17 protein-coding genes, 1 tRNA gene and 1 pseudogene are annotated in these 21,657 nt (G+C 49.1%); 16 read left to right on the top strand and 3 right to left on the bottom strand.

Annotation, left to right across the window (positions count from 1 at the left end; translation table 11 throughout):
- The first annotated feature begins 107 nt into the window (after positions 1 to 107).
- The 6 genes from truA (at position 108) to purF (ending at position 6,336) form a co-directional block, all read left to right on the top strand.
- On the top strand, positions 108 to 887 hold the full coding sequence (gene truA / locus L6J37_RS02490; protein ID WP_192015092.1) for a tRNA pseudouridine(38-40) synthase TruA: 780 nt from the start codon (positions 108 to 110) through the stop codon (positions 885 to 887).
- 279 nt (positions 888 to 1,166) lie between these two features.
- The gene (accD, locus tag L6J37_RS02495) at positions 1,167 to 2,108 is read left to right on the top strand and encodes an acetyl-CoA carboxylase, carboxyltransferase subunit beta (protein ID WP_192015093.1); all 942 of its coding nucleotides are present in this window, start codon (positions 1,167 to 1,169) and stop codon (positions 2,106 to 2,108) included.
- Between the two features lie 204 nt (positions 2,109 to 2,312).
- The gene (folC, locus tag L6J37_RS02500; protein ID WP_237794049.1) at positions 2,313 to 3,596 is read left to right on the top strand and encodes a bifunctional tetrahydrofolate synthase/dihydrofolate synthase; all 1,284 of its coding nucleotides are present in this window, start codon (positions 2,313 to 2,315) and stop codon (positions 3,594 to 3,596) included.
- Positions 3,597 to 3,598: 2 nt separating this feature from the next.
- Positions 3,599 to 4,159, top strand: a complete 561-nt coding sequence (locus L6J37_RS02505; protein WP_192015095.1) for an SPOR domain-containing protein — start codon at positions 3,599 to 3,601, stop codon at positions 4,157 to 4,159.
- Positions 4,160 to 4,223: 64 nt separating this feature from the next.
- Positions 4,224 to 4,715 carry a colicin V production protein gene (gene cvpA / locus L6J37_RS02510; protein ID WP_237794050.1) on the top strand — a complete coding sequence of 164 codons (492 nt, stop codon included), beginning with the start codon at positions 4,224 to 4,226 and terminating at the stop codon, positions 4,713 to 4,715.
- A gap of 103 nt (positions 4,716 to 4,818) precedes the next feature.
- Positions 4,819 to 6,336 carry an amidophosphoribosyltransferase gene (gene purF, locus L6J37_RS02515; RefSeq protein ID WP_027252860.1) on the top strand — a complete coding sequence of 506 codons (1,518 nt, stop codon included), beginning with the start codon at positions 4,819 to 4,821 and terminating at the stop codon, positions 6,334 to 6,336.
- Positions 6,337 to 6,436: 100 nt separating this feature from the next.
- Here the strand turns inward: purF and L6J37_RS02520 are convergent, their stop codons facing one another.
- On the bottom strand, positions 6,437 to 7,036 hold the full coding sequence (locus tag L6J37_RS02520) for a Yip1 family protein (RefSeq protein ID WP_161444961.1): 600 nt from the start codon (positions 7,034 to 7,036) through the stop codon (positions 6,437 to 6,439).
- Positions 7,037 to 7,183: 147 nt separating this feature from the next.
- On the bottom strand, positions 7,184 to 8,062 hold the full coding sequence (locus L6J37_RS02525; protein WP_192015096.1) for a LysR family transcriptional regulator: 879 nt from the start codon (positions 8,060 to 8,062) through the stop codon (positions 7,184 to 7,186).
- A gap of 329 nt (positions 8,063 to 8,391) precedes the next feature.
- On the opposite strand from L6J37_RS02525, the gene L6J37_RS02530 reads away from it, so the two are divergent.
- From L6J37_RS02530 to galU, 3 genes and pseudogenes are all read left to right on the top strand, one after another.
- The gene (locus L6J37_RS02530) at positions 8,392 to 9,480 is read left to right on the top strand and encodes a response regulator (RefSeq protein ID WP_237794051.1); all 1,089 of its coding nucleotides are present in this window, start codon (positions 8,392 to 8,394) and stop codon (positions 9,478 to 9,480) included.
- 149 nt (positions 9,481 to 9,629) lie between these two features.
- A pseudogene (gene rfaH, locus L6J37_RS02535) lies at positions 9,630 to 10,126 on the top strand (transcription/translation regulatory transformer protein RfaH).
- A gap of 157 nt (positions 10,127 to 10,283) precedes the next feature.
- The gene (galU, locus tag L6J37_RS02540) at positions 10,284 to 11,186 is read left to right on the top strand and encodes a UTP--glucose-1-phosphate uridylyltransferase GalU (protein ID WP_192015099.1); all 903 of its coding nucleotides are present in this window, start codon (positions 10,284 to 10,286) and stop codon (positions 11,184 to 11,186) included.
- A 103-nt stretch (positions 11,187 to 11,289) separates the two neighbouring features.
- On the opposite strand, the gene folD is transcribed toward galU, so the two are convergent.
- A complete protein-coding gene (folD, locus tag L6J37_RS02545; RefSeq protein WP_192015100.1) occupies positions 11,290 to 12,147 on the bottom strand; it encodes a bifunctional methylenetetrahydrofolate dehydrogenase/methenyltetrahydrofolate cyclohydrolase FolD in 858 nt (285 codons plus the stop codon).
- A 352-nt stretch (positions 12,148 to 12,499) separates the two neighbouring features.
- On the opposite strand from folD, the gene L6J37_RS02550 reads away from it, so the two are divergent.
- From L6J37_RS02550 to ppiD, 7 genes are all read left to right on the top strand, one after another.
- Positions 12,500 to 12,576: transfer RNA gene (locus tag L6J37_RS02550), tRNA-Arg, on the top strand.
- 417 nt (positions 12,577 to 12,993) lie between these two features.
- The gene (gene tig, locus L6J37_RS02555) at positions 12,994 to 14,298 is read left to right on the top strand and encodes a trigger factor (RefSeq protein ID WP_192015101.1); all 1,305 of its coding nucleotides are present in this window, start codon (positions 12,994 to 12,996) and stop codon (positions 14,296 to 14,298) included.
- A 106-nt stretch (positions 14,299 to 14,404) separates the two neighbouring features.
- Positions 14,405 to 15,028, top strand: a complete 624-nt coding sequence (gene clpP, locus L6J37_RS02560) for an ATP-dependent Clp endopeptidase proteolytic subunit ClpP (protein ID WP_192015102.1) — start codon at positions 14,405 to 14,407, stop codon at positions 15,026 to 15,028.
- 114 nt (positions 15,029 to 15,142) lie between these two features.
- Entirely contained in the window at positions 15,143 to 16,423 is a 1,281-nt protein-coding gene (gene clpX / locus L6J37_RS02565; RefSeq protein ID WP_027252852.1) for an ATP-dependent protease ATP-binding subunit ClpX, read from the top strand.
- Positions 16,424 to 16,562: 139 nt separating this feature from the next.
- On the top strand, positions 16,563 to 18,935 hold the full coding sequence (gene lon, locus L6J37_RS02570; protein ID WP_192015103.1) for an endopeptidase La: 2,373 nt from the start codon (positions 16,563 to 16,565) through the stop codon (positions 18,933 to 18,935).
- Between the two features lie 234 nt (positions 18,936 to 19,169).
- Positions 19,170 to 19,442 (top strand): nucleoid-associated protein HU-beta, encoded by a 273-nt coding sequence (gene hupB, locus L6J37_RS02575; protein WP_027252850.1) that lies wholly within the window; start codon positions 19,170 to 19,172, stop codon positions 19,440 to 19,442.
- 195 nt (positions 19,443 to 19,637) lie between these two features.
- Positions 19,638 to 21,530, top strand: coding sequence for a peptidylprolyl isomerase (gene ppiD / locus L6J37_RS02580; protein ID WP_237794053.1), 1,893 nt, complete (start codon positions 19,638 to 19,640; stop codon positions 21,528 to 21,530).
- Positions 21,531 to 21,657: the final 127 nt, after the last annotated feature.

A 21,657-nucleotide genomic window follows, 5' to 3' on the forward strand; every position in this document is an offset into this window, starting at 1 on the left:
GTCCGCGTATGCGGACTTCTTTTCTTTTGGCGCTTTTTTTATAATCCCTGCTTTCGCTTTGCCGGCGGACACGCTGGCAGGGTTTTCAGATAAGTAAGAGTGCAGACATGCGAATTGCCTTAGGAATTGAGTACGACGGGAGCCGCTATTTTGGTTGGCAGCGTCAGCGTGACGTTGACAGTGTGCAGGGCAGACTGGAAAAAGCGCTGAGCAAAATTGCCAACCAGACCATAGAGGTGCAATGCGCCGGTCGTACCGATGCCGGTGTGCACGGTACCGGGCAAGTGGTGCACTTTGATTGTGATACACCGCGCAAGCTGGTGGCCTGGACGATGGGAACCAACGCCCATTTGCCCAAAGACATTGCTGTGCGCTGGGCAAAGGAAGTACCGGATGAGTTCCATGCCCGTTTCAGCGCTACCGCCAGACGTTATCGCTATGTCATTTACAATCATGCGCTGCGGCCTGCTATCCTTGGTTCGGGTATCAGCCATTATCACGGTGAGCTGGATGCTGAAAAAATGCATCAGGCCGGACAGTACCTGCTGGGCGAGAATGACTTTACTTCATTCCGGGCGGTGTTTTGCCAGTCCCGCAGCCCGTGGCGTAATGTGATGCACCTGAATGTCACCCGGCAGGGCCATTACGTCATTATTGATATTAAGGCCAATGCTTTTGTTCATCATATGGTGCGTAATATCACAGGCAGCCTGATTAAAGTGGGGCGGGGCGAAGAAAAACCTGAATGGATTCAGTGGCTGCTGGCGCAGAAAGATCGTACTTTAGCGGGTGCGACCGCAAAAGCGGAAGGCTTATATTTGGTTGAAGTGGATTATCCTGAAGCCTATGATTTGCCCTGCGTTTCTGCAGGCCCGCTCTTTTTGTGAGCAGGTGATCTGTTTTAACGCGCAATATCGCGCTGACTGGTTGTCGCGCAGGCAAGGTCTGCAGAGGTTGAGTGAAATCTGAGCTGTAATGGTTCAGTCGGACGTTAACTGGTCGGTCAAGTTTCTTGAGCTAAGATCCCGTTAACACTCTATTTCCTCAAGGTACAACCAGTTTTTTATCTACACTTAGACGAGTTTGTGTTTTAATTCCGGACTTGAAATTATCGAATTGATTATCCCTTGCCACAGGGCGGGGGAGATGTAAATGAAAGGTCATTCATGAGCTGGCTTGAAAAGATCCTCACAAAAAGCAACATTGTAACGTCTCGTAAAGCATCTATCCCTGAAGGGGTATGGACGAAATGTACCTCTTGTGAACAGGTACTTTATTACGCTGATCTTGAGCGCAATCTGGAAGTTTGCCCAAAGTGTGATCACCACATGCGCATGAAAGCCCGCCGCCGTCTGGAAACCTTCCTCGATGAAGAAGGCCAGGTGGAGATTGCTGCGGAGCTGGAGCCTAAAGATCACCTGAAATTCCGTGATTCGAAAAAATACAAAGACCGTATTACAGCGGCCCAGAAAGCCAGCGGTGAAAAAGATGCGCTGGTGGCCATGAAAGGGACATTGTTACAGCAACCTGTGGTTGCCTGTGCCTTTGAGTTCTCCTTCATGGGGGGCTCTATGGGATCGGTTGTCGGTGCCAAGTTTGTTCGCGCGGTTGATGAAGCGATTGCCAATAACTGCGGTCTGGTTTGTTTCTCTGCCAGCGGCGGTGCCCGTATGCAGGAAGCGCTGATGTCTCTGATGCAAATGGCGAAAACAAGTGCGGCGCTGGAGCGTTTGTCGGCGAAAGGTTTGCCTTTCTTCTCTGTGCTGACTGATCCGACAATGGGCGGTGTTTCTGCCAGTCTGGCGATGTTGGGTGATATCAACATCGGCGAGCCTAAGGCGCTGATTGGCTTTGCCGGACAGCGGGTGATTGAGCAGACTGTACGCGAGAAGTTACCTGAAGGTTTCCAGCGCAGTGAATTCCTGCTGGAGCACGGCGCGATTGATATGATTGTTGACCGCCGTGAAATGCGTCAGCGTATTGGCGGCCTGCTGGCCAAGATGATGAATGCTGAGTCTCCGCTTGTGGTGCCTGTCGAAAGGGAACCGCAGGTGTCAGCGGACGTCGAAGCTGACAGCGATACCGAGTCTGCGGAAGACAAAGCTTAAGACGAAAAAGCGCCTGGTTGTATACCGGGCGTTTTTTTTCGCGCAGACAAATGTCAGGCTGAAGTGAAAAGCGGTCTGCCAGTCAGGCAAATATCGTTATTGTTCCACATTTCGTTTCTTCGTTTGGCTCTCAACCGTTAAATTCTGCGTACTTCATGCTACATTAAGCGACATCATCTTAATTACATTAGTTAGTACTGTTACATGTCTGATTCCTCTGCAACGCCGCAATCTGTTCCTTCGGCTACTTCACCGCTAAATGACTGGCTGCTTTATCTGGAAAACCTTCACACCAGTGCCATCGAGCTGGGGCTGGATCGTGTGCAGGCCGTGGGTGAGCGGGCCGGATTACGCAAACCGGCACCGACAGTGATTACTGTTGCGGGCACCAATGGTAAAGGTTCGACCTGCGCCATTCTTGAAGCCATCCTGCAGCAGGCGGGATACAGTGTGGGTGTGTACAGCTCACCACATTTGGTGCGCTACAACGAGCGGGTACGCATTAATGGTCAGGAGCTGGATGACAGTGAACACAGTCAGGCGTTTGCGGCGGTAGAATCATACCGGCAGGACACCAGTCTGAGCCTGTTCGAATTCGGTACACTGGCCGCACTCAACCTCTTTAAAACCCATCAGGTAGATGTTGTGGTGTTAGAAGTGGGACTGGGTGGCCGACTGGATGCGACCAATATTGTGGATCATGATGTCTCGGTTATTACCAGTCTGGCCATTGATCATGTGGACTGGCTGGGGAACGACATCGAAGTGATTGGCTATGAGAAGGCCGGTATTTTCCGTGCCGGGAAGCCAGCCGTCTGCGGTCAGCCCAATCCCCCTGCTTCCGTGGCCGCGCATGCTGACAGTATTGGGGCTGAGTTGTATCAGGTTGGCTATCAGTATACCTACGAGCAGGCAGGAGAGACATGGAACTGGAAGTGCGGTGCATTCGACATGGAACAGCTGCCTCTGCCTGCTTTACCTTTACCTAACGCGGCCACTGCGCTGATGGCACTTGGTGTCGCTGAACTGGAGATCAGTGATCAGCACATTGTTTCCGGCTTAGCCAAAGTGCGCCTTGCCGGCCGGATGGAAACGGTAGCGGATAATCCGCTGATTTTACTTGATGTGGCCCATAATCCGCATTCGGCAAATTATCTGGCCCGTCAGCTCAAGGCGCTGAAGAATGTCCGCCCGGTGGGTAAAATTCACGGCGTGGTGGGTATGCTGCGTGATAAAGACATCCCATCAACCCTGATTGAGATGAAGGCGGTAGTGGATGCCTGGTATCCGGCATCACTCAAGGGGCCTCGCGCTGCGTCTGCCCAGGAAATTGCTGAGTATCTGACGTTTCAGGGCGATCTGTATACTGCACCTGAACTTGCTTATCAGGCGGCATTAATGCTGGCGCAACCTGAAGATGTCGTGATTGTCTTTGGTTCGTTTTACACAGTTGGCGAAGTGTCCAGCTACATTAAGACACAGGAGTAAGTGTGGCGAGTAAATTTCAGAGTCGTCTGGTCGGAACTATCGTACTGGTCGCAATCGGTGTGATTTTTCTGCCTGATTTTTTTGATGGCAAAAAGCAGCACTTCCAAGAGCAGTTTGCCAGTATTCCTTTGCAGCCTCAGACTGGTAATGGAGACAACCTGATTGCGATTCCGGAACCCGTGGATGCGGAAGCCGAATTACCACCTATGCCAGTGACTGAGCAAATTGCCGGAGAACCTGTACTACCCGAGTCGGTATCCGAGCCTGTTAACGTCAAGCCGCAGCCTGTCGGCGAACCGCAACCGGGCAACACAGACAGTGGCTGGGTGATTCAGCTGGGGGTGTTCCGTAATTTTGAGAATGCGCATCAACTGGTTGAGAAACTGAGAAGTAAAGGCTATCAGGCGCACGTTCTGCCAAAACAGCTGAAACCAGGTGATTTGGCCCGTGTTGTCGTCGGACCCGAGATCGACAAAGATAAACTGTCAGGGAAAGCAGACGATTTGCGTAAACTTACCGGGCTTAACGGGCAATTGCTCAGATTTAACCCACTCAACCCTTAGGTAAACGTTTGCGTTCTGATTTTTTCTGTTAGAATACGCGCCAACAACAAGAATTAAGTAGAAGATGATCTGGATTGATTATGTCATTTTAGGGGTGATTGCCTTTTCTTCACTGGTCAGTTTGATCCGTGGTTTTGTGAAGGAAGCGCTGTCGCTGGTGATTTGGTTTGCGGCATTTTTTGTTGCCAGCAATTTTTACAAAGAACTGGCGCTGTATTTCACCAATATTCAGGATGAGCTCATACGAAATGGCAGTGCTATCGCGGTATTGTTCATTGCCACACTGATTGTGGGAGCGGTAGTGAATTATGTGATCGGGCAACTAGTGCAGAAAACCGGTTTGTCCGGTACCGACAGGGTGCTGGGTATCGTATTTGGTGCCCTTCGCGGTGTGCTTATCATTGCCGCTGTGCTGTTTTTTCTGGATGCCTTTACCGGTTTTGCTGATGCAGAATGGTGGCAGGCGTCGCAGTTAATCCCGCAGTTTGGTGTGGTAATTGAGTGGTTTTTCTCTTACCTGAAAGAGAGTTCCAGTTTTCTTCCCGGCGCGTTATAGCGCCGGATTTATATTAATTGCATTGAGTAACCGTATGGAGACAACGAACTAACGTATTGTTACTCAATGCAATTATTGATGATCCATGACGAGGATTTAGGACATGTGTGGTATTGTCGGAATCGTGGGAAACACCCCGGTTAACCAGTCTATTTATGATGCACTGACCGTGCTGCAGCACCGTGGCCAGGATGCTGCCGGTATTGTTACCCTGGAAAGCAATCGTTTTCGTCTGCGCAAGGCCAATGGCCTGGTGCGTGACGTCTTCGAAGCAAAACACATGCAGCGTCTGCAGGGGACTGTAGGGCTTGGGCACGTTCGTTACCCTACTGCGGGCAGCTCAAGTGCTTCAGAGGCTCAGCCTTTTTATGTGAACTCTCCTTACGGTATTTCACTGGCGCACAATGGTAACCTGACTAACGCAGCCGACATCAGAGATTCGCTCTTTGAGCAGGCTCGCCGTCATGTTAACACTTCTTCCGACTCGGAAATTCTGTTGAATGTTCTGGCTCATCAGCTGGAAGGCGCGACTAACTACCCGTTAACTTCAGATGACATCTTTGCGGCGATTCGTGCTGTGCATAAAAAGGTGCGTGGTGCTTATGCCGTTGTGGCTATGGTTATCGGGCATGGTCTGATGGCATTTCGTGACCCGCACGGAATCCGCCCTCTGTGCCTGGGTAAGCGCGAAGTTGAAGGTAAAGTCGAGTACATGGTTGCCTCTGAATCGGTGGCACTGGACGCGGTGGGTTTTGATTTCATGCGTGATGTTGCACCGGGAGAGGCGGTCTATATCACTTTTGACGGCCAACTGTTCACTGAGCAGTGTGCTGAAAATCCGGCTTTGAACCCATGTGTGTTCGAGTTCGTGTATTTTGCCCGTCCAGACTCTTTTATTGATAAGATTTCTGTGTACAGCGCTCGCCTGAATATGGGTAAGAAGCTGGGTGAGAAGATTAAGCGCGAGTGGGATGATCTGGATATTGATGTGGTTATCCCGATTCCGGAAACCTCTTGCGACAGTGCACTGGAAATTGCCCGTACGCTTGATAAACCTTACCGTCAGGGCTTTGTGAAGAACCGCTATGTCGGCCGTACCTTTATCATGCCGGGTCAGCAGCTGCGCCGTAAGTCAGTGCGTCGTAAACTGAACGCGATCAGCTCTGAATTCAAGGGTAAAAGTGTACTCCTGATTGATGATTCGATTGTACGTGGGACCACCTCTGAGCAAATCATTGAAATGGCGCGTGAAGCGGGTGCCAAAAAAGTCTACCTGGCTTCTGCGGCGCCGGAAATTCGTTTCCCTAATGTATACGGCATTGATATGCCAAGCGCGAATGAACTGATTGCTCATGGTCGTGAAGTGGATGAAATCTGCAAGATGATCGGTGCAGACGGTCTGATTTTCCAGGACTTGCAGGATTTGGTGGATGCGGTTGCAGAAGGCAACCCTGACATTAAACTGTTCGAAACTTCCGTCTTTAATGGCAACTATGTCACGGGCGATGTGAACCAGCAGTATTTAGAGTACCTGGAAACGCTGCGCAGCGAAGATGCCAAAACGCAGCGTGAAATTCAGCAGGAACTGGCAAACCTGGAACTGTATAACGAAGGCGTGTAACACCTTCATTGTCAGCACCAGTGTCTGAACACAAAAAGGCAAGCTCTCTGAGCTTGCCTTTTTTAATGCGTTGAATTTAATGCGTTGAACTCGGGACAGGTTAGTGACTGAACTGTGGCCCCAATCCCATGTTCCACAGAATGACAGAGCCGGCAATGATGGAAACCAGCAGTACCAGGCCACAGGTCACAATCGAACTGGCATAGATAAAACCGCGCTCTTCCGGAATGTGCATCAGAATAGGGACACCTGTGTATAGCAGGTACACTGAGTAGGTGATGCCGACCAGTCCGGCCATCATCAGAAACCACAACTGAGGGTACAAGGCGGCAATACTGATCATAAACAGCGGTGTTGCTGTGTAAGCTGCCAATTCAAGCGCTTGGGTATAGGTTGGTGTTGAGCCAAAGGTATGGCTCATCCAGTATGTCAGGTAGGCAAGCGCAAATACCCCGCCAATCAGGGCAAAGTACATGGCAACAGACATGAACAGCGCACTGGACGGTGTCAGGTAAATCGGGTCAACAGCCCCGACCCGCCAGCCGATAAACACACTGGAAATGTAGGCAAAAATAGGCGGAAGCAAGGCGATCAGCATAATGTGGCTCAAACTGCTTTGCATCCCCTCATGCTGCTCATCAATGTTGTGCCACTCTTTTTTGGGATGAGTGTAAAGCCCGAATAAATGTCCCAGAATCATAACCTATCCTCGTTATCTAGGGTGCAAATCGCACAACGTATTGCAGGTTGTTGTTCAGAACACTGTCAGTGCATATCCGGGCACTTTTTGTGTTCTTTGTCATATAACGTTTAGACGGGCTTCTGCCGGTTGGCAAGGAGAGCAGGCTCAGGATGTGCTGAAGAAGTGACTTACGAACTCAATAAACAGCCTCAGCTTCTCTGGTTGGTGATCTTTGTGGTTATAGAGAAGATAGACATTGCGCGGGTTGGCCGACCAGTTATCCAGCACTCGTACCAGCTCACCGCTGTGAATGTATTTTTTCAGCATGGCATCTGGCATTAATGTAATTCCCAGCCCGGCCACACAAGCTTTCCTGACCACATTCAGCTGATTGGACTCGAAGCGTCCCTTCTCATTAACCGTGATGTTTTCTCCGTCTTTGTTGCTGAGCCGCCAGCGCAGCAGAGGAGAGCCTTTGAGCAGGGAGTGCTTGGACAGATCTTGTGCATGAGTGAGCGTTGGGTGACGTTGCAGATAATCTGGGCTGGCAACCAGTATATCTTCCACCGCGTTTATTTTACGGGCAATCAGTGCCGAATCACGTTGCGGACCGACACGAAAGATAACATCCCAGTCAGTTGGGTCTAACTGCTCGGGTTCATTGCTCAGAAACAATTCAATACTGATAGCCGGGTGTTCGAGCATGAAGGCGTTGAGCATAGGTTGCAGCATGACTTTGCTCAGATTGGTCGGAGCCGCTATTTTGAGTCGTCCGCTTGCCCCTCTGGACTCTTCCCGAATATTTTCTGCGGTATCCAGTAACTGTTGAAGCAATGGCGTACACAGCTGGTAATACTGCTGGCCAGCTTCAGTCAGCGACAGCTTGCGAGCATGGCGGTTTAGCAGGCGCAGGTTCAGGCTTTCTTCCAGTGCCTGTATACGGCGGGTCAGTGTGGCAACAGGCACCTGATGCTTGCGAGAAGCGGCGGTATAGCTGCCTTCCTCAACCACAATGCGAAATAAATTTAGATCATCAAGCTTCATAGGCGTGTCGTGAGCGGATATGAGAAAGTGGGAATTGTATAACAAAACACTCAATGTGAAGAGGTTAACATTGAGTGTTATTAAAATAGGACCTTCAGGGACCAAAACAAGTTTCGCAATGGGCAAGATTTTGAACTGGCTAACAGAATACTAAAACTAAAGTTCATGAACAGGCAGACGCCCTGACGTAGCGCGGTTTTACGCCTATCCTAAATGAGAACATTCATCGCGACTACCCAACTTCGCACAGATTCAATTAGAAGGATGTGCCTGTTCAGCAGAATATTATTCTGTGCTCTTGGCCCCTTGTTTCATGGAGGGCACAATCGTTGCTAGAAGGTAAAGATATCCTCATTGTGGAGGACGATCCGGTGTTTCGCCGGATGATAACAGGCTTTTTGCTATCGCAAGGATGCGAGGTCAGGGAAGCTGAAGACGGTTTACAGGGACTGCGGGCCCTGCGCGACGGAATCCCTGATGTGCTTTTGTGCGATCTGGCTATGCCTGTATTGACAGGCATGGAGTTTGTTGAAGAGGTTTCACTGCATTACCCCATGATTCCTGTCATTGTCATTTCCGGTACCGGTGAAATGGCCGATGTCGCAGCCGCTCTCAGGCATGGCGTTAAAGATTTTCTGGTCAAACCGCTGGATAACATCATGGTGCTGAAAGCTGCACTGATGTCGGTACTCAAAGCACAGGAAAACACAACCGAATACACAGACTTTTCCAGCCAGCTATTACAGCATGACTCGACGGTAGATGAAGAACTGCAGTGGCATATCAATGAGCTGGAATCAAATCCGGAGATTGCTCGCGAGCTGCTGGTGGGGCTGATGCCGGACACCTTGTCCCGTCAGGGAGACTGGCAGATGAGCTACTGCGTTTTGCAGTCTGCCGATGTGCAGCCCGTGTTGCTCGACTACACTTGGTTGATGGACGGTCGTCTGGCTTTCTATCTGCTTGATGCCGAGTCAGGGGGCCGGCAGGGGGCGGCCACTGTGCTGCTGATACGGGCATTGTTCAATGACTATCTGCGCAAACGTATGGCAAGCGAGAATGACATTTCCAGTATGCTGCAAACCATTGAAAACGGGATGAAGCAGTCGGGTTACGCTGTGCCTATCAAGGGGTTGTTTGGCATTTTTGATGCGTGTGACAGAAGCCTGGTGGTGGTGTCAACCGGATCGGAAGCGATGCTGAGAACCAGCGATGAAGAAATGATAGTCCCGGCTGGCACCAGTCTGGGAGACGGGGCACGAAAAAACCTCACCTCTTCGTATGTTCTGCCGTATTCAGGCGCACGTTTGTCTTTGAGCAAAATTGGCGCCGCTAATTTCAGTATTACAATTCAGCGACTGGACGCCATGAAAGAGCATGAAATCCATCCGGCAGTGAAAGCAAAAACGAAAGTTTAGCGGAGAATCAATACACTATCAGCTTTAGGAGTAAACTGGAAAACGTTGGAAAAGTAAACGCTTAGCGTCAATGTACAGGGAAACTATTGAGGTTTATACCTCCCACCATATAATCACTTTCAGACAGACATTTTCCGGGCAGAGACGATATGAAAGATTGGTACCTACTTTATTGCAAGCGAAGCGAGCAGGAGCGGGCCGTGGTCAATCTGGATCGTCAGGGCGTAGAGTGCTATTACCCTCAGGTACTCGTCGAGAAAGTGGTGCGCGGAAAACGTGTCACTGTGAATGAACCACTGTTCCCTAATTATATGTTTGTTTTGACCCTGAATATGTCAGCTATACCACAGTCCGCTCGACGCGCGGTGTGGCTGACTTTATCCGCCAGGGGGCATACCCGCAAAAAGTTCAGCCTGAACTGCTGTTTGAGTTAATGACGAATGAAAATTGCGAAGAACACAGACGTCTGTTGTCTAATCTGCCCAAACCCGGCGAGTGCCTCGAGCTCAAACAAGGCCAGTTTAAGGGCCTTGAAGCCATCTATCAGGAACCTGACGGTGAAAAGCGCTCATTCATGCTGATAAACTTGCTCGGTAAACCGGTGAAAATCAGTATAGATAACGCAGATATCGTCCGCCGTGGGTAACCTGGTCGTGGCTTAAACATTCCGCCATCTCTGTCCTGCGTAATCTGTCTTTTTGTCGTTGAGGACACCAGCTCACGCTTATTGCTCAGATCTCTCGCTGCATAAAGGCAAGTTTGTTATATTGCGACTGACAATGACAACGTACATGGAAAAAGCAATGCAAAAGTCTTCCCCAGTTCGTAAAGCGGTCATTCCGGTAGCCGGTTTAGGGACCAGGATGTTACCAGCCACAAAGGCCATTCCCAAAGAGATGCTGCCTATTGTGGACAAACCTCTGATTCAATATGTCGTGAATGAATGTGTTGCGGCCGGTATTAAAGAAATAGTGCTGGTTACCCATTCGTCTAAAAACTCTATTGAAAACCACTTTGATACTTCATTTGAGCTGGAAGCAACGCTTGAAAAGCGGGTTAAGCGTCAGTTGCTGGATGAAGTACAGAACATCTGTCCAAGTGATGTGACCATAATGCATGTGCGTCAGGGCCAGGCAAAAGGCCTGGGCCATGCGGTACTTTGTGCCCGTCCACTGGTAGGCAACGAGCCGTTTGCCGTCGTCCTGCCAGATGTGATTCTGGATGATGCTGCCAGCGATCTGCGTAGTGAGAACATGGCTGCTATGGTTAATCTGTTCAATGAAACAGGTGTCAGCCAGGTCATGGTAGAGCCAGTACCAATGTCGGAAGTGTCTAACTATGGTGTGGCTGATGTGAATGGCGAGCAAATTGCGCCAGGCGATTCAGCTTCTATGGCCAAGGTTGTTGAGAAACCAGCGGCTGATCAGGCGCCGTCTAACCTGGCTATCGTGGGGCGTTATATCCTTCCTGCCGAAATCTGGGAAATTCTTGCCAAAACTCCGATTGGTGCAGGTGATGAAATTCAGTTGACAGACGCAATTGATATGTTGATGGAAAAGCAGCAGGTTAATGCGTTCCACATGACTGGTAAGAGCCATGATTGCGGCAGTAAACTGGGTTATATGCAGGCATTCGTAGAATATGGCTTACGCCACCCTGTGCTCGGGAATGATTTCGCGGCTTATCTGAAAACGCTGCAGAAATAACGCGGGTTATAACAGGTTATAAAAGCTGGCCAGTACCGATGAATAACAAAAAAAGCGAGGTTGATTACCTCGCTTTTTTGTTTCTGGAATAACTAAATACCTGTCAGCTTTCGTGGAATTGCTCACAGGCCAGCAGGGTATTTTCGATCAGTGTGGCAACCGTCATCGGGCCAACACCACCAGGGACGGGAGTAATGTGTTTGGCCTTTTGGCGCGCGACATCATATTCCACATCACCCACCAGGGTGCCGTTGTCCAGGCGATTGATACCGACATCTATGATAGTCGCGCCTTCTTTAATCCAGCTACCCGGAATAAAATTAGGCTTTCCTACCGCGACAACCAGGATATCAGCCTGACGAACATGGCTTTCCAGATCCTGAGTGAATCGGTGACAGGTTGTGGTCGTGGCGCCGGCAAGCAACAGTTCAAGGGTCATAGGGCGGCCAACGATATTAGAAGCACCCACAATAACCGCGTGTTTGCCACGAGCCTGGATATTATAGCGCTCCAGCAAAGTGATAATCCCCTTTGGTGTGCATGAGCGCAGTTTCGGGATGCGCTGGCACAGACGCCCGACGTTATAGGGGTGGAAACCGTCGACATCTTTCTCGGGATTAATATGTTCAAGCACTTTGGTGGAGTCAATGCCTGCAGGCAGAGGCAACTGTACCAGTATCCCGTCTATGGACTGATCCGCATTCAGTTCATCAATCAGCGCCAGCAGTTCGACTTCTGCAGTATCAGCAGGAAGGTCGAATGAGCGAGAGATAAAGCCCACTTCTTCACAGGCTTTGCGCTTGCTGCCGACATAAATCTGTGAGGCAGGATCCTGACCTACCAGAATGACGGCTAACCCAGGTGCACGTAATCCCGCGTCAGTGCGAGCCTTAACACGTGCAGCAACTTCTTGTCTGACAGTTTGTGAGATAAGTTTTCCATCAATGATTTGAGCGGCCATGATTTTCCTTTGTACAGAAATGAGCTGAGCAGGCATATTGTCGCAGAGATAAGGGGGGAAATCTATAGCGCAAACGTTTGCTTTTTGCAGGCTTCAGATAAAATCCCTGCGTTAATAAAGAAGTAATTGCTGCCTAAAATACTGCAATCTAAAGATTTTCAAATAATAAGTGCTTAGCTGTACAGAGAAAGGATGTGTTTCGCTGAGGCAACAAAGGAGGGTGTTTGCCGTAAGTTTAACCGCTTGGTGCATTTGGCGAGGTATTTTAACGTTTTATTGTTGACCTTGATCTCAAGCGACGTATAATTCACCCCCGTTAGTTAACGCTCCTGGTTGCTAACTCTCAGACAATGCGCCCTTAGCTCAGTTGGATAGAGCACGTGCCTTCTAAGCATGTGGTCGCAGGTTCGAATCCTGCAGGGCGCGCCACTTTTCTTCGTCACACCCTTCTTTTTCTACTCGCTTCTTCATTTTTCATCTTTGGTTACAGTGCGCAAAGCAGCATGCAGTATTGATTAAAATTCCTGCACTGAATCGACATTTGAACAAAAAAGCGAGGTTAAACTGCAATTTTTTCGTGTTTTCTCTTGAAAATGCGAATTCAGACCCTATCTTGTCCGAAGGTTTACACTTGGTGTGACACCAGATGCCTCGACGAAAGAGGGCTGGGTCGTTATAATACCGCGCTTTAATTTTTGTTTCAGTGGCACTGGCTAGTGATACAGAAATTGACCGAATTCAGGCGTTATGGTGTTCAAGCCGTAACACGAAAGGATGCCAGCGTCAGCAGAGATCTGACGGGCAAGATAACTCAGTCAACCTGAGTCAGTTTTGAGGTTTAAGAAAATGCAAGTTACCGTTGAAACCACTGAAGGCCTAGAACGCCAAATTACGATTACTGTACCTGCTGCAAACATCGAAGATGCAGTAACTGCCCAGTTGCAGAAAATCGCTAAAACCCGTCGTTTTGACGGTTTCCGTCCTGGTAAAGCACCAATCAAGATGGTTGCACGTATGTTCGGCGCATCTGTACGTCAGGATGTACTGGGTGAAGTGATGCAGCGTCATTACATTGAAGCTATCGTTAAAGAGAAAATTAACCCAGCCGGTGCGCCAACGTTCACGCCAGTCGACATGGCTGAAGGTAAGGATCTGGTTTTCAAAGCAACCTTCGAAGTGTTCCCTGAGATTGAACTGACGGGTCTGGACAAGATTGCTATCGAGAAGCCAGCTGCTGAAGTGAAAGAAGAAGACGTTGCTCAGATGCTGGAAACACTGCGTAAGCAGCAAGCTAACTGGGCTGAAGTTGATACCGCTGCTGACGCAGACAGCCGTGTGACTATCGATTTCACTGGTTCTATTGACGGTGAAGAATTCGACGGCGGTAAAGCAGAAGCTTTCCCTCTGGCAATGGGCCAGGGCCGTATGATTCCAGGCTTCGAAGAAGGTATCGTTGGTAAGAAAGCGGGTGAAGAGTTTAGCATTGAAGTCACTTTCCCTGAAGACTATCACGCCGAGAACCTGAAAGGTAAAGCGGCTGTGTTCGCCATCAAACTGCACAAAGTAGAAGCTCAGGAGCTGCCAGAGCTGAACGACGAATTTGTGAAGAAGTTTGGCGTTGAAGACGGTTCTGTTGAAGGCCTGAAAGCTGAAGTGCGCAAGAACATGGAGCGCGAGCTGAAGCAAGCGGTTAAAGGCCGTATCAAGGATCAGGTTCTGAATGGTCTGATTGAACAAAACGACATTGCTGTACCTTCTGCGCTGATTGACCAGGAAGTTAACACCCTGCGTCAGCAGGCTGTTCAGCGTTTCGGCGGTAATGCGGATAATGCACCAGAGCTGCCACGTGAGCTGTTCGAAGAGCAAGCTAAACGTCGTGTAGTAGTTGGTCTGCTGCTGGGTGAAGTGATCAAGGCTGAAGAACTGAAAGCCGATGACGAGCGAGTTAAGGCGCTGATCACTGAAATGGCATCTGCTTATGAAGATCCAACGGAAGTTGTTGCATACTATGAAAAGAATGAGCAACTGATGAACAACATGCGTAATGTTGCTCTGGAAGAACAAGCGATTGATGCTCTACTGGCTAAAGCACAGGTTTCAGAAAAAGAAGTAAGCTTCAATGAGCTGATGAATCAGCAACCAGCAGCTTAATTGACTGAAATGACTGTAAAGATTTGACTTCATTTCAAATCTTCTGCTAACAATGGTCCGTATGAGTCAATCATTCGGGCCATTAATTTTTTGGGGAAATAAGGTTATGAGCTACCAAGATAATAACGCCATGTCGCCAATTATGAATGCGCTGGTTCCTATGGTGGTCGAGCAGACCTCTCGTGGCGAGCGTTCCTACGACATCTATTCCCGACTATTGAAGGAGCGTGTGATCTTTCTGACCGGCCAGGTTGAAGATCAGATGGCGAACCTGGTTGTGGCACAGCTGTTGTTCCTGGAGTCAGAGAACCCTGACAAAGATATTTTCCTGTATATTAACTCCCCTGGTGGCTCAGTCACTGCAGGTATGTCCATCTATGACACTATGCAACACATCAAACCGGATGTGAGTACCTTCTGTATGGGACAAGCATGTTCAATGGGTGCATTCCTGCTGGCAGGTGGAGCGAAAGGTAAACGTTTTTGTCTGCCTAATTCCCGTGTAATGATCCACCAACCATTAGGCGGTTTCCAGGGACAGGCTTCTGATATTCAGATTCATGCTCAGGAAATTCTGACAATTAAGAAGCGATTAAACAATCTGCTGGCTGACCATACCGGCCAACCATTGGAAATCGTTGAAAAAGATACAGACCGTGACAACTTCATGTCTGCTGAGCAGGCTGCGGAGTATGGACTGGTTGATGCCGTTTTGAATAAGCGTGACTAACCTGTCATTATGGTGCACAGTGCTCTGAAGGCGCAAGGTGACAGCAAAGTGACGAGAGATGTTATACACTCAAAACAAGGCAAGGATGGGTGAAACCCAATATGAGGTTAGCGAATGACAGATAAGCGAAAAGAGAGTGGTAGTGGAAAACTGCTGTACTGCTCTTTCTGCGGTAAAAGTCAGCATGAAGTTCGCAAGCTGATTGCTGGCCCTTCTGTGTATATTTGCGATGAGTGCGTCGATCTGTGTAACGACATCATTCGCGAAGAAATCAAAGAAGTTATGCCAAAGCGCGATGGTAATGAACTGCCAACGCCAAGGGAGATCCGCACGCACTTAGATGATTATGTCATCGGCCAGGATCACGCGAAGAAAGTACTGGCTGTAGCTGTCTACAACCATTACAAGCGTTTGCGTAATGGCGACACCACAAGTGATGGTGTCGAGTTGGGTAAAAGTAACATCCTGCTGATAGGTCCGACGGGTAGTGGTAAAACACTGCTTGCAGAAACGCTGGCGCGTATGCTGGATGTACCTTTCACTATGGCGGATGCAACGACCCTGACCGAAGCCGGTTATGTCGGTGAAGATGTAGAAAACATCATCCAGAAGTTGCTGCAGAAATGTGATTACGATGTCGCTAAAGCTGAGCGCGGAATAGTTTATATTGATGAAATTGACAAGATTTCCCGTAAATCTGACAACCCATCAATTACCCGTGACGTGTCTGGCGAAGGTGTGCAGCAGGCGCTGCTGAAATTGATCGAGGGTACGGTTGCCTCTGTGCCTCCACAGGGCGGTCGTAAACATCCTCAGCAGGAGTTCCTGCAGGTTGATACATCGAAAATACTCTTTATTTGTGGTGGTGCATTTGCAGGCCTGGATAAAGTGGTAGAGCAACGTGTGGCAACCAGTTCAGGTATTGGTTTTGGTGCGGAAGTCCGCTCTAAAGATCAGCGCAACACACTCAGTGATTTATTCGAGAAAGTCGAACCGGAAGATCTGGTGAAATACGGTTTGATCCCTGAGTTTATCGGTCGTCTGCCAGTCACTGCGATTTTGAGTGAGCTGGATGAATCTGCTCTGGTGCAGATTCTGCGTGAGCCGAAAAATGCGCTGACAAAACAGTATGCTGCATTACTGGAGCTGGAAAACGTTGAACTGGAATTTCGTGACGATGCGCTGCAGGCAATTGCCCGTAAAGCCATGGAACGTAAAACCGGTGCACGTGGCCTTCGCTCTATCGTAGAGGCGGTGCTGCTGGATACCATGTATGAGCTACCTTCTGCCGAAGGCGTGAGTAAAGTAGTGATTGATGAGTCGGTTATTAAAGGTGAATCTGAACCTTTGCTGATTTATGAAAACACTGAAAATCAAGCTGCAGGCGGCGAGTAAGTGGTTGCAAAACGTACAGTTTGAGTAAATAAAGGAGGCTTTGGCCTCCTTTTTGATTTTCTGGCAAATCGACCGTTGAATCTTGTCAGTCTGCCCCCATATACTCACTAAAAGAGACTGAACGGAAAGAGAGAACAATATGAACCTGGAGCGTTCGGAACGCCTTGCCATTCCCGTTCTGCCACTGCGTGACGTGGTGGTCTACCCTCATATGGTTATTCCATTGTTTGTAGGCCGGGATAAATCCATTCGTTGCCTTGAAACCGCAATGGATAACGATAAACAAATTTTGTTGGTTGCCCAAAAAGAAGCGGCAACTGACGAACCAACCGTTGACGATCTCTATGATGTCGGCACAGTGGCGACCATACTGCAGCTCCTGAAATTGCCTGATGGCACAGTGAAGGTGTTGGTAGAAGGTCAGCAGCGTGCAAACGTTAAGAAGTTGACTGACGACGAATTTTTCAGTGCGGAAGCGGAATTTCTGGTCACGCCGGAAATGGACGAACGCGAGCAGGAAGTGCTGGTTCGCACTGCGATCAATCAGTTTGAAGGCTTTATCAAGCTGAACAAGAAGATCCCGCCTGAAGTGCTTACGTCACTGAATGGTATTGATGAGGCCGCTCGCCTTGCCGATACCATTGCTGCGCACATGCCACTGAAACTGGCAGATAAGCAGAAAGTGCTCGAAATTGTGGATATCACGGAACGTCTGGAGTTCCTGATGGCCATGATGGAGTCTGAAATTGATCTGCTGCAGGTAGAGAAACGTATCCGTGGCCGCGTCAAGAAACAGATGGAAAAGAGCCAGCGCGAGTACTATCTGAATGAGCAGATGAAAGCCATCCAGAAAGAACTGGGTGAGCTGGATGATGCACCGGACGAATTCGAATCGTTGAAGAAAAAAATCGACGAGTCGAAGATGCCAGCCGAAGCACGTGAAAAAACTGAGCAGGAATTGCAAAAGCTGAAAATGATGTCGCCGATGTCAGCTGAAGCGACTGTGGTTCGTGGTTATATCGACTGGATGCTGAGTGTGCCCTGGCACAAGCGTACCAAGGTCAAGAAAGATCTGGCTAAAGCGGAAGAGATCCTCAATGCCGATCACTATGGTCTGGAACGCGTCAAAGACCGCATTCTTGAGTATTTAGCTGTCCAGAGCCGTATTAATAAGCTGAAAGGCCCGATCCTGTGTCTGGTTGGCCCTCCTGGTGTCGGTAAAACGTCTCTGGGGCAGTCGATTGCTGCTGCCACTGGCCGTAAATACGTGCGTATGGCGCTGGGCGGGGTGCGTGATGAAGCGGAAATCCGTGGTCACCGCCGGACTTACATCGGCTCAATGCCAGGCAAGCTGATCCAGAAAATGGCCAAAGTTGGCGTGAAAAACCCACTGTTCCTGCTGGATGAGATCGACAAGATGTCTTCCGACATGCGTGGCGATCCTGCATCAGCGTTGCTGGAAGTTCTGGATCCGGAACAGAACAATGCGTTTAACGACCATTATCTGGAAGTGGATTACGATTTGTCCGACGTGATGTTCGTGGCGACATCGAACTCGATGAATATTCCTGGCCCGTTACTGGACCGTATGGAAGTGATTCGCCTGTCTGGTTATACCGAGGACGAAAAACTCAACATCGCCAAACGTCACTTGCTGGAAAAACAGATTCAACGTAACGGCCTGAAAAAAGGCGAAGTGGAGATAGAAGATTCTGCCATCATCGGCATCATCCGCTACTACACCCGCGAAGCTGGCGTGCGTAATCTTGAGCGTGAAATTTCCAAATTGTGCCGTAAAGCGGTGAAAGAAATCCTGCTGAACCCGAAAGTGAAAAAGGTCACCATTAATCAGGCGAACCTGAAGCAGTACTTGGGTGTGCAGCGCTTCGACTACGGAAAAGCAGAAGAAAGCAACCGTATTGGACAAGTCACCGGGCTGGCGTGGACCGAGGTGGGCGGCGATCTGCTAACCATTGAAACTGAGTCTATGCCGGGCAAAGGCAAGCTGTCTTACACCGGGTCTCTCGGCGATGTGATGCAGGAGTCTATTCAGGCAGCAATGACTGTGGTACGTACTCGCGCAGAGAAACTGGGTATTAATAACGACTTCTATGAGAAGCGTGATATCCATGTTCATGTTCCTGAAGGGGCAACCCCTAAAGACGGCCCAAGTGCGGGTATTGCAATGTGTACGGCACTGGTGTCGAGCCTGACAGGTAACCCTGTGCGCAGCGATGTCGCGATGACAGGTGAAATTACCCTGCGTGGTGAAGTTCTGCCTATCGGTGGTTTGAAAGAAAAACTGCTGGCAGCACACCGTGGTGGTATTAAAACGGTGCTGATTCCAAAAGAGAATGAACGTGATCTGGAAGAGATCCCAGACAACGTTATTGCTGATTTGGAAGTCCGCCCGGTTCGCTGGATTGATGATGTGTTACGCATCGCCCTGGAAAATAATCCGACAGGGATCGAGCTGGTAAATGCTCAAAACAGTGATATGCAGCAAAATTAACAGATGTAAGAGGCTGACTGTGGTGGAAATCGCTTGTCAGCCTTTTTCTGTCTGGCTATAAGTGGGGTCTAATTTGCTGTAAGCTCAATAATAACAAGGCTTACAGCCTGTTCAGTGTCACAATGAGCTGATAAATTAGACCTGATACAAGTTTTTGATTGTCCTTTGTCGTCACAGCGTAAACATAGATTATGCTGTTGTCAGGAAGACAATGTTCATAGAGGGGAAGAAATCGTGAACAAAACTCAATTGGTTGATAAAATTGCCGAAGGTGCTGATATTTCTAAAGCATCTGCTGGCCGTGCGCTGGACGCTTTCATTGAGGCAGTATCTGAGTCTCTGAAGGAAGGTGACCAGGTTGCGCTGGTTGGTTTTGGTACATTCTCTGTTCGTGAGCGCGCTGCCCGTACCGGCCGTAACCCACAAACGGGTGAAGAAATCCAAATCGCAGCAGCACGTGTACCAGGTTTCAAACCAGGTAAAGCGCTGAAAGATTCTGTCAACTGATTCTGGCTTTGCCAGTAAGTTGAAATGAACAAAACCTTACGCTTCTTGTCATATAGTGGCATTATTGCGTAACACGAGAGCGCATCATATCTGATGCGCTTTTTTTACATTGTATCAGGGTGAACAGATTGTGATTCTTCAGAATCGTAATCAACAGTTATTGCCAGCTCGAACAACTAGGAGATACGGCACGTTATGATGGAGCGGATGCGCGAAGGCGTTAGCAGCATTTGGGTGAAGATTATTCTCTCCCTAATCATATTTTCTTTTGTCTTTGCCGGTGTAGGCAGTTATCTGGCAAATTCTAATCAGCCTGTAGCGGCAAAGATTGACGGCGAGGAAATCAGCCAGAATCAGTTCGAGCAGGCATACCAGAACGAACGTAACCGTATGCAGTCGCAGCTGGGAGAGTATTTTTCTACGCTGATGGGTGACCCTGGCTATGTTCAGCAGTTTCGTCGCAGTGTGCTAGACCGTTTGGTGAACGATGCGCTGATTGAGCAACGTGCTAACGAGCTGGGCTTACGTATCAGTGATGATCAGGTGAAGCAAGCAATCCGTTCAATGCCTGAGTTTCAGCGTGACGGTAAGTTTGACAACGAAGTGTATGCTTCTTTGCTTCGTCGCTCGCGTTTCACGCCTGATCAATTTGCCGAGTACATGCGTACCGACATGCTGCGTCAGCAGCTGCTGAGCGCTATTCAGGGCAGTGATTTTGCATTGAATAACGAATTAACTCAGTTGCAGCAACTGGAGCAACAACAGCGTGAAGTGCGCAGTCTGACCCTGAACCTAGATACGTTTAAGGAAACTGTTGAGATCTCAGAAAGCGACAGCAAAGATTACTATGAGCAGCACCCGGAAGCCTTTACACGTCCGGAGCAAGTGAAAGTTGCTTATATTGAGCTGTCTGGCGATACACTGAAAAGTACCATGGATGTCAGTGATGATGAGCTGAATGCGTATTATCAGGATAACCTGACTAAGTTCTCGACGCCTGAACAGCGCCATGTTCGCCACATTCTGATTCAGGGTGACGATGCAGAGGCCCAGTCAAAGGCGGAAGCGATTCTTGCCGAGCTGAACCAGGGAGCGGATTTTTCCGAGCTGGCAAGCTCCAAATCGGATGACACTTTTAGTGCGAAACAGGGTGGTGAGCTGGACTGGTTTGAGCGTGGTGTGATGGACCCTGCGTTTGAAGAAGCGGCTTTTGCTTTGGAAAACCAAGGCGATCTGTCTGGCGTAGTGAAATCCTCATTTGGCTATCACATCATTCAGCTGGAAGCGGTCAAAGCACCTACTGCCAAGCCTCTTGCCGAGGTTCGCAGCGGCCTGTTAGCGGATCTGCGTGAACAAAAAGCGGCTGAAGCGTTTTATCAGCTGCAGACCAAACTGGCGGAATCTGCTTTCGAGATACCGGATTCATTGGATGATGCGGCTAAAGCGGTCAATGCTAAAGTACAGAAGACTGACTTCTTCGCACTTAACAATGCCCAGGGCGTGTTGGCTTCACCTGCTGTTGTCCAGGCGCTAGGTAATGCGGAAGTACGTGAAGATGGGTTGAATTCTGAAGTCATTGAATTGGGTTCGGAGCATATCATTGTTGTGCGTGTTGATGAGTCTCGCCCTGAACAACTGCTACCGTTTGAGGAGGTTGCTGCTCAGGTGCATGAGATAATGGCAGCCCAGCGTGGTGAAGAAGCGGCTGAGAAGCAGGCTGATGAGATTCTTGCTGCATTGCGTAATGGTGATAGCGCCATTTTGGAGCAGTATGAACTGAGCTTTTCTGAACCTCAGACTATCAGTCGTCGTGGCAGCGATCCTGTGATTGCACAAGAAGCATTTGCGATGGCAAAACCTGAAGCGGGTAAGTCGGTCTATGGTGTGACTCATGACCAGCAGGGCAATGTTGTTGTGATTGCGCTGGATAAAGTGATTGAGCCTGAGATTGATTCGGCCAGCGTGAATGGGCAACTGGCCGAACAGGTTGCTCAGATGAATGCTCAGCAGGATGTAGCCGCTTTACTTGATGTTCTGCGCGCTGATGCAGAAGTGACCTATCCGGTATTGGATGCATCTGCAAACTAAATGTAATTGATAATTATAATAGACGGGCCGCTTTGTGCGGCCCGTCGTTTTTTTATCTTGTCATATTCTGGCGAGCATTATTGTGTGATTAAAAATGATTATCCTTGTGCTGAATTAACACCAAGGA

Source organism: Photobacterium sp. WH77, assembly GCF_022014395.1.
In the GTDB taxonomy this organism is placed as follows: domain Bacteria; phylum Pseudomonadota; class Gammaproteobacteria; order Enterobacterales; family Vibrionaceae; genus Photobacterium; species Photobacterium arenosum.

What these genes read in the sequence shown, in the direction of transcription:
- truA (WP_192015092.1), top strand. Translation starts at nt 108, where the DNA reads ATGCGAATTGCCTTAGGAATTGAGTACGACGGGAGCCGCTATTTTGGT.
- accD (WP_192015093.1), top strand. Translation starts at nt 1,167, where the DNA reads ATGAGCTGGCTTGAAAAGATCCTCACAAAAAGCAACATTGTAACGTCT.
- folC (WP_237794049.1), top strand. Translation starts at nt 2,313, where the DNA reads ATGTCTGATTCCTCTGCAACGCCGCAATCTGTTCCTTCGGCTACTTCA.
- cvpA (WP_237794050.1), top strand. Translation starts at nt 4,224, where the DNA reads ATGATCTGGATTGATTATGTCATTTTAGGGGTGATTGCCTTTTCTTCA.
- purF (WP_027252860.1), top strand. Translation starts at nt 4,819, where the DNA reads ATGTGTGGTATTGTCGGAATCGTGGGAAACACCCCGGTTAACCAGTCT.
- L6J37_RS02520 (WP_161444961.1), bottom strand. Translation starts at nt 7,036, where the DNA reads ATGATTCTGGGACATTTATTCGGGCTTTACACTCATCCCAAAAAAGAG.
- L6J37_RS02525 (WP_192015096.1), bottom strand. Translation starts at nt 8,062, where the DNA reads ATGAAGCTTGATGATCTAAATTTATTTCGCATTGTGGTTGAGGAAGGC.
- galU (WP_192015099.1), top strand. Translation starts at nt 10,284, where the DNA reads ATGCAAAAGTCTTCCCCAGTTCGTAAAGCGGTCATTCCGGTAGCCGGT.
- folD (WP_192015100.1), bottom strand. Translation starts at nt 12,147, where the DNA reads ATGGCCGCTCAAATCATTGATGGAAAACTTATCTCACAAACTGTCAGA.
- tig (WP_192015101.1), top strand. Translation starts at nt 12,994, where the DNA reads ATGCAAGTTACCGTTGAAACCACTGAAGGCCTAGAACGCCAAATTACG.
- clpP (WP_192015102.1), top strand. Translation starts at nt 14,405, where the DNA reads ATGAGCTACCAAGATAATAACGCCATGTCGCCAATTATGAATGCGCTG.
- clpX (WP_027252852.1), top strand. Translation starts at nt 15,143, where the DNA reads ATGACAGATAAGCGAAAAGAGAGTGGTAGTGGAAAACTGCTGTACTGC.
- lon (WP_192015103.1), top strand. Translation starts at nt 16,563, where the DNA reads ATGAACCTGGAGCGTTCGGAACGCCTTGCCATTCCCGTTCTGCCACTG.
- ppiD (WP_237794053.1), top strand. Translation starts at nt 19,638, where the DNA reads ATGATGGAGCGGATGCGCGAAGGCGTTAGCAGCATTTGGGTGAAGATT.